At 69.0% G+C, this 6,968-nt stretch carries 9 protein-coding genes and 1 tRNA gene; 5 read left to right on the top strand and 5 right to left on the bottom strand.

Annotation, left to right across the window (positions count from 1 at the left end; genetic code table 11):
- Both ACXJKQ_RS20070 and ACXJKQ_RS20065 read left to right on the top strand, forming a co-directional pair.
- A partial coding sequence (locus tag ACXJKQ_RS20070; RefSeq protein WP_457107481.1) for an integrase core domain-containing protein occupies window positions 1–286 on the top strand: 286 nt, incomplete at its 5' end.
- A 125-nt stretch (window positions 287–411) separates the two neighbouring features.
- On the top strand, window positions 412–1,683 hold the full coding sequence (locus ACXJKQ_RS20065) for an IS256 family transposase (protein ID WP_457107480.1): 1,272 nt from the start codon (window positions 412–414) through the stop codon (window positions 1,681–1,683).
- Between the two features lie 226 nt (window positions 1,684–1,909).
- Here ACXJKQ_RS20065 and ACXJKQ_RS20060 read toward each other — a convergent pair.
- The 4 genes from ACXJKQ_RS20060 to ACXJKQ_RS20045 form a co-directional block, all read right to left on the bottom strand.
- Window positions 1,910–1,999: transfer RNA gene (locus ACXJKQ_RS20060), tRNA-Ser, on the bottom strand.
- An 81-nt stretch (window positions 2,000–2,080) separates the two neighbouring features.
- Window positions 2,081–3,199 (bottom strand): ATP-dependent DNA helicase, encoded by a 1,119-nt coding sequence (locus tag ACXJKQ_RS20055; RefSeq protein ID WP_457107479.1) that lies wholly within the window; start codon window positions 3,197–3,199, stop codon window positions 2,081–2,083.
- Window positions 3,196–4,128 carry an oxygen-dependent coproporphyrinogen oxidase gene (gene hemF / locus ACXJKQ_RS20050; protein ID WP_457107478.1) on the bottom strand — a complete coding sequence of 311 codons (933 nt, stop codon included), beginning with the start codon at window positions 4,126–4,128 and terminating at the stop codon, window positions 3,196–3,198. Before hemF ends, ACXJKQ_RS20055 begins: the two co-directional genes overlap by 4 nt.
- Before the next feature lie 172 nt (window positions 4,129–4,300).
- Window positions 4,301–4,714, bottom strand: a complete 414-nt coding sequence (locus tag ACXJKQ_RS20045; protein WP_457107477.1) for a PaaI family thioesterase — start codon at window positions 4,712–4,714, stop codon at window positions 4,301–4,303.
- Between the two features lie 440 nt (window positions 4,715–5,154).
- Here ACXJKQ_RS20045 and ACXJKQ_RS20040 point away from each other — a divergent pair, with 440 nt between their 5' ends.
- Window positions 5,155–5,664, top strand: a complete 510-nt coding sequence (locus tag ACXJKQ_RS20040) for a MucR family transcriptional regulator (RefSeq protein WP_457107476.1) — start codon at window positions 5,155–5,157, stop codon at window positions 5,662–5,664.
- 72 nt (window positions 5,665–5,736) lie between these two features.
- Here the strand turns inward: ACXJKQ_RS20040 and ACXJKQ_RS20035 are convergent, their stop codons facing one another.
- On the bottom strand, window positions 5,737–5,916 hold the full coding sequence (locus tag ACXJKQ_RS20035) for a hypothetical protein (RefSeq protein ID WP_457107475.1): 180 nt from the start codon (window positions 5,914–5,916) through the stop codon (window positions 5,737–5,739).
- Between the two features lie 155 nt (window positions 5,917–6,071).
- Between ACXJKQ_RS20035 and ACXJKQ_RS20030 the strand changes: the two genes are divergently transcribed.
- A complete protein-coding gene (locus ACXJKQ_RS20030; RefSeq protein ID WP_457107474.1) occupies window positions 6,072–6,533 on the top strand; it encodes an N-acetyltransferase family protein in 462 nt (153 codons plus the stop codon).
- A 70-nt stretch (window positions 6,534–6,603) separates the two neighbouring features.
- Window positions 6,604–6,960, top strand: coding sequence for a hypothetical protein (locus ACXJKQ_RS20025; protein ID WP_457107473.1), 357 nt, complete (start codon window positions 6,604–6,606; stop codon window positions 6,958–6,960).
- Window positions 6,961–6,968: the final 8 nt, after the last annotated feature.

Raw genomic sequence — 6,968 nt, 5'->3', positions numbered from 1 at the left:
CCCGTGGACCAATGGCCAGGTCGAGCGCATGAACCGGACCCTCAAGGACGCGACCGTCAAGCGCTACCACTACGACAGCCACGACCAACTGCGGGAACACCTCGCCGCTTTCCTGGATGCCTACAACTTCGYCCGGCGGCTCAAGACCCTACGCGGCCTCACGCCATACGAAGCGACCTGCCGAGCCTGGGCAGACGACCCAGGCCGGTTCAGATACGACCCAACCCATCTCACCTCGGGACTGAACACGGGTCGTGTCCCGGGTTGTGGTGTAGCTCGCTGGTAGCGGGAGAGCCCGCCTGCGCGCCGTTCACAGCGCTGTAGCAGGCGGGCTCTCGCGTGGGGTGGTCATCGGCGGTTGCCGGGTAGGGTCGGGTTGCGAGCACCGACCTCGAACCCGAGAGACCCCCGATGACCGACGAGATGATGGCCTTGCGCGGGCTGATGGAGAAGAGCGCCGACGCCGATCTGCTGCGAGAGATGATCGGCTTTGCGGCCGAGCGGCTGATGGAGTTGGATATGGGTGGCCTGACCGGCGCCGCCCACGGTGAGAAGAGCGCCGAGCGGCTGGTCCAGCGCAACGGCTATCGCGACCGGGATTGGCAGACGCGGGCCGGCACGGTCGAGCTGCGCATCCCGAAGCTGCGCAAGGGGTCGTACTTCCCGGCCTTCTTGGAGCCGCGCCGAATGGCCGAGAAGGCGCTCAGCGCCGTGATCCAGGAGGACTACATCCAGGGCATCTCGACCCGTTCGGTCGATGATCTCGTCCAGGCTATGGGCGGCACGGGCGTGTCGAAGAGCCAGGTCAGCCGGCTCTGCCAAGAGATCGACGAGCGCGTGGGCGCGTTCCTCGACCGGCCCATCGAGGGCGAGTGGCCCTACCGGGAACCCCATCGCAGCAGGCTGCGATGGGAGCCCGCTCTGGATCGACGCGACCTACGTGAAGGTGCGTCAGGACGGCCGCATCCAGGGTCCCCATCGCACGCGTGCGATGGGAGCCCGGTCTCTGTCGCCGTAATCGTGGCGGTGGGCGTCAACGGTGACGGCCGTCGCGAGGGGCTCGGCATGGAGGTCGGCCCGTCTGAGGCCGAGACGTTCTGGACGGACTTTCTCCGCAAGCTCGCCCGCCGGGGGCTGCGCGGCGTGAAGCTGGTCATCTCGGACGCGCACCAGGGCATCAAGGCGTCGGTGGTCAAGGTGATGAACGCGACCTGGCAGCGTTGCCGCGTCCACTTCATGCGCAACGTGCTCGCCAATGCCGGACGCAGCGGGCGGCGTGTCGTCTCGGCCTTCATCGCCACGGCATTTGCCCAGGACGACGCCGAGGCGGCCCGGCTCCCGTGGCGGCGCGTGACCGATCAACTCCGGCCGAAGGTCCCCAAGCTCGCCGCGCTGATGGACACGGCCGAGTCGGACGTGCTGGCCTACATGGGCTTCCCCGTCCAGCAGCGGGTCAAGCTGCACTCCACGAACCCGCTGGAACGCCTGAACGGTGAGATCAAACGCCGAACCGAGGTGGTCGGCATCTTCCCCAACGAGGCGGCCATCACCCGCCTTGTGGGCGCGATCCTGCTGGAACAGAACGACGAATGGGCCATCCAGCGCTCGCGCTACATCACACTGGAAAGCATCGCCCCCATCAGCGATGATCCCCTCGTCAGCCTGCCAACCCTGGCAGCCTGATCCTCCCGGCCCAAGCCGGTAATCGTCGTGGCTCTTAGCGAGCTACACCATGCCCGCAAACACGACCGGCCCCAACCTGCTCGGCCCGCGCGCGCGAGGCCCCAATGCCCATCGTAGTCCGAGGACAACCGTTAGAAGCCGTTTGAAAATGTGGGGCGCAAAGTGGGTTAGACCCGCAGGCCGAACCAAAAAATATGAAACTTTGCAATGACTAAGCACAGTGAACTGGCGGAGAGGGGGGGATTCGAACCCCCGATGCCCTTGCAGGCATGCCGCATTTCGAGTGCGGTGCATTCAACCGCTCTGCCACCTCTCCGCAAGGTGCCTCGCTGAGACGGGGGGTGCCTAGCACGCACGATCCGGCTTCACAAGCGGTTGCGAAGCGCGCAGCCGCAGATCAGACCACCACGGTGATCGCCTGCGCGGCCCGGGTCAGGCCGGTGTAGAGCCAGCGCGCCCGATGCTCGCGGAACGCGTAGGATTCGTCGAACAGCGTCACCCGATCCCATTGCGAGCCCTGCGCCTTGTGCACCGTGAGCGCGTAGCCATAGGTGAACTCGTCGGTCTCGCGGCGCAGGAACAGCGGAATCTCCTCGTCCGTCCCGCTGATCATCGCGCGGAGCACCTTGATGTCGGTGGGGCGGCGGCGCAGCGCCGGGTCGTCCTCGGGCACCACGTCGAGCCGCACCAGGTCCGGCCGCGGCGGTGGGCGCAGGGCCTGCACGGTCCAGGTCGAGCCGTTGAGCAGCCCCTTCACCCGGTCGTTGCGCAGGCAGACGAGCTTCTCGCCGATCGCGGGCATCGGGTCCGTATGGCCGGCCAGTTCGCGCAGACGCGCGTTGTAGAGGCGGCGCGTCTTGTTGAGGCCGACCAGAACCTGATCGCATTCGAGCACCTCGGCAGGGTCCAGGGCGCGGCGCGACACCACCCGGCTCTGCCCGTAGATCCCCTGTTCCAGCCGGCCGCCCTCCCGGATGGTCATCGCCATGCGGACGATCGGGTCGTCCTTGGCCTGCCGATGCACCTCGGTGAGCATCACATCGGGCTCGGCCTCGGTGAAGAAGCCGCCGCCGCGCACCGGCGGCAGTTGCGCCGGATCGCCCAGGACGAGGACCGGCCGCTCGAAGGACAGGAGATCGTTGCCGAGGTCGGAATCCACCATCGAGCACTCGTCGATGATGATCAGGTCCGCCTTGGCGGCCGGTCCCGACCGGTTCAGCGTGAAGGTCGGCCCCCCCTCCTCCGCCTCCTTGGTGCGGTAGATCAGCGAATGGATCGTGGCGGCGTCGTAGCAGCCCTTCTGACGCATCACCGAGGCCGCCTTGCCGGTGAAGGCCCCGTACACCACCGTGCCGTCGACGTCCTCGGCGATACGCCGGGCGAGGGTGGTCTTGCCGGTGCCGGCATAGCCAAAAAGCCGGAACACCTGCGATCCGCCGTCGCGCCGCCACGCGGCGATCGCCTTCAGCGCCGCGTCCTGCTGCGGCGCGTAGGCGGCCGGCAGCCCACCGCTCACGGCCAGCGCACGGTCGGCGGCAGAGAGGACAGGATCGAGGCGACGTTGCCACCGGTCTTCAGGCCGAAGATCGTGCCCCGGTCATAGAGCAGGTTGAACTCGACGTAGCGCCCGCGCCGCACCTGCTGCTCGTGGCGGTCCGCCTCTGTCCAGGGCGTGGCGACATTGTCGCGCACGATCTTCGGATAGGCCTCCAGGAAGGCCTGCCCGACATCGCGGGTATAGGCGAGGTCGGCCTGCGGATCACCGCTCCACAGATAGTCGTAGAAGATCCCGCCGATCCCGCGCGGCTCGTTCCGGTGCTTGAGGTGGAAATACTCGTCGCACCACGCCTTGTAGCGGGCGTGGTCGATGCCGTGCGCCGAGCAGGCCCGCTCCAGACAGGCGTGGAAATGCCGGCTGTCGGGATCCTCCTGGTTGCGGCGCCGCTCCAGGACCGGGGTCAGGTCGGCGCCGCCCCCGAACCACGCCCGCGTCGTCGCGACGAACCGGGTGTTCATATGGACCGTGGGCACGTGCGGGTTCCACGGATGGGCGATCAGCGAGATTCCGGTGGCGAAGAAGCGTGGGTCCTCGGCCGCCCCGGGCATCTGCGCGCGGAATTCCGGCGCGAACTCGCCGTGCACCGTCGAGATGTGGACCCCGGCCTTCTCAAAGACCCGGCCCTTCAGCATCGCCATGACGCCACCGCCGCCGGGCCGGCCGGTGTGGTCGGTCCGGGTCCACGGAGTCTTCTCGAAGCGTCCGGGTCCCTCGGGTGCGTCGGGATGAAAGGGAGCCGCAGCCTCCGCCTCGAGGGCCTCGAAGGCCGCCAGGATGCGATCGCGCAGCGTCTCGAACCACGCCGCGGCCTCGGACTTCATGGCCGTCACGTCGGCCTCTGAGGGAGGCGCAGCCAGGGCTGCGCGCGCGTCGTCCGGCATCGTCATGACAGTGGCTTTCCCACCCCGCCGGGCAGACGTCAATTCGGTCTGAGCCTCGGCGTGACCGTGCCGCGGTCCGAGCTGACCTGCATCGGCAAGCCGGCGCGTCATGCGCCGGCTCTCGCCCTCGAGCGCAGGCTTGCGTCGCCGAACCGCTGGCCCGTGTCGCCAGATCGCGTCAGGCCGCCGCCGGGCGCTCCCCGACGGGCTTGAGCAGGCCCGTTGCGGTCGCCACGAGTTCTCCGGCGACGTCGCGGATCTCGGCCTCGCAAAAGATCACCGAGCGCCCGGCCCGGGTGACGCACCCTTCCGCGATCAGGATTCCGCGGCCGGGGGCGAGGAACCGGGTCTGCATGTCGAGGGTCACCACCGGGCGACCCGCCCGCAGACGGGCCGCCGTCCCGAGGGCGACGTCGAGCAGCGTGCACAGCGCACCGCCATGCGCGATGCCGAGGTTGTTGGCGTGCTCCGGCCGAAGGGCGAGGCGCAGACGCGTCCGACCGGCGCGTACGTCGAGCGCCTCGATCCCACAATGATCCACGAACGGGATGTGGGCGCCGAAGACAGTGCCCGGTTCCGATTGCTGGTCCACGTCGATCGTTCCCGGATTGCGCCCCGTCCGGATCCTTATGGCCCAGGCGCACGTCCAAGCCCACGACCCGACCGCGGCAGACCAAGCGACAGTCGGGCCGAAACGTTCGTCCTGCCCCGATGGGCTGGCGGGACTTCACGGCGTGCCGCAGCCTGAAGTTTTGGGCCAGTCATCAGACCGGAGACGGATCTTCTCAGAGGAAGCCGAGGGCTAGATCGCGATCGAAGGCATAACCGGCGCGGCCCCGGACGCCGCGGTCTCATCCAACATCGCCGCCGGCGTGTCGGTTGCCTCGATGGACGATTTCAGCTCGACCGACGGCTTGAATAATATGCGTGTTCATGACCGGCGCATTGTGTAGGGAAATGCTCGACGACGACTTGATTTTGCTGCACAGACGTTAGAACCGTCTCACCACCGTCGGATAGAGGGAATCATCGATGGACGACAACGCCACTGAGCAGCAGCAGACCTTTATCGAGCAGGCCTCGGACATCGTCTCGGCGTATGTCTCGAACAACTCCGTGCCCATCAGCGAATTGCCAGGTCTGCTCGCCGGCGTTCACGCCGCGCTGACGAAGCTCTCCGCGCCTGCGGCAACTGTTACCGAGACGGCCGACAAGCCGACGCCGGCCCAGATCCGCAAGTCGGTGACCCCGGATGCGCTGATCTCGTTCATCGACGGCAAGCCGTACAAGACGCTGAAGCGCCATCTTTCGCGCAACGGGCTGACGATCGAGCAGTATCGCGAGCGCTTCGGGCTCCCGCGCGACTATCCGTCGACGGCGGCGAGCTACTCCGCCCAGCGCTCTGAACTTGCCCGGAGCCTCGGCCTCGGCCAGCAGCGCCGCAAGTCCGCCGCCCCGGCCCCGGCGCCCGAGCCCGTCGAAGAGGTGGCCGAGAAGCCGAAGCGCGCGAGCCGCCCCCGCAAGGCCAAGGAAACGGCCTGACACCGGCCTGAGCCCGGCCTCCGGCCGCGACTCACGGATCCCGGCCGGCGCGCAGAGAGCGTGCCGGCTGGATCAGGCGAAATCGGCGAGGTCGTCGGCCACGTCGCCCGCTGCGATCTCGGTCTCCGTCTTCTCCCGCTCGGCCTGATCGGCCTCGTTCTTGGCCTCGGGCCGCAGGCCCGGCCGCTGCGCCTCCGGGGAGGCCGTCCCGGCCTCCGGGTCCGGGGATCGATCCGTCATCCCGTCCGGCATGCTGCGCCCTCCCCGATCGCTCGATGGGGAAGCAAAGCCGCGAGTCCCGCGCGCGTTCCGCCCCGCAGCGCGGCGGGGACGCTGTGCGAGTCCGGCGGGCGACCGATCGCGGCGACCCGCGTTGAACGCCCGGTGACACCGATCGGGAGCGGGATTTGGGCAATCGTTACGGGCTGGAGATCCGCGCCGCCGCGGGTCCCGACGCCGCGGGTCTTGCGACCCTGCTCGGCGAGGCGGCGATCGCGGTCGGCCCTGCGGACCTCGCGGCCCGGCTCGACGCCCTGCAACGCGACGGCGGGATCGCCCTCGTCGCCGTGGAATGGGGACCGCCGAGCGGCCTCATCACCGTATCCCCCGTCCTGACCCTCGACGCGCCGCGGCCGTTCGGCCTGATCACGACCCTCGTGGTCGCCGCCGAATCCCGCCGCCGGGGCATCGGCCGGGTGCTGCTGAAGGCGGCCGGCCGGGCGGCGCGGCAGGCGGACTGCGACCGGTTGATCCTGGCCGCAGCGCCGGACCAAGCGGCGCTGCGCGCGTTCTGTACGGCAGCCGGCTTCACCGCGGATGGAGAGATGCTGGCGCGGCCCCTGCTGAAGCGGGGCGCGGCGGAGGGTTGAGCCCCGCGACATCCTGGCTGCAGCCGACAGCGCGCATCGGGCGTTGATCCGGGATTCTGGAGCCCTGTCGATGACGTTGCGATCCGAAACCACGCCGCCGCCCGCGAGCCTGCCCTGCGATCCGCCGCCGGATTCCGATTCGCCCACCGCCGCGCAGCTCAAGGCCGACATTGACAGCGGCCGCACCGCCGACAAGGCCCCGCACATGGATGTCGGGGCGGCTCCCCTCGGGACCTGCGAGGAGGCCGGGGGAACGCCGCCGACACCGCAGGAGGTCAGGCTTGCCCGGCAGAACGAGCGGGCACCCTCAGAGCGGGCGGCGAAAGGCTACGTCCATCAACGGCAGCCTTGGGTCCTGCCGCTCTATGTCGGCATCATCGTCGCGGCCGCGGTGGGCCTCGGCCTTGTGCTATGGCTGACGCGCTGAAGCCGGAT

It is taken from the genome of Methylobacterium sp. P5_C11 (assembly GCF_054049775.1).
The sequence above is the reverse complement of the archived record's forward strand: the minus strand, read 5'-3'. Positions and strand labels throughout refer to the sequence as shown.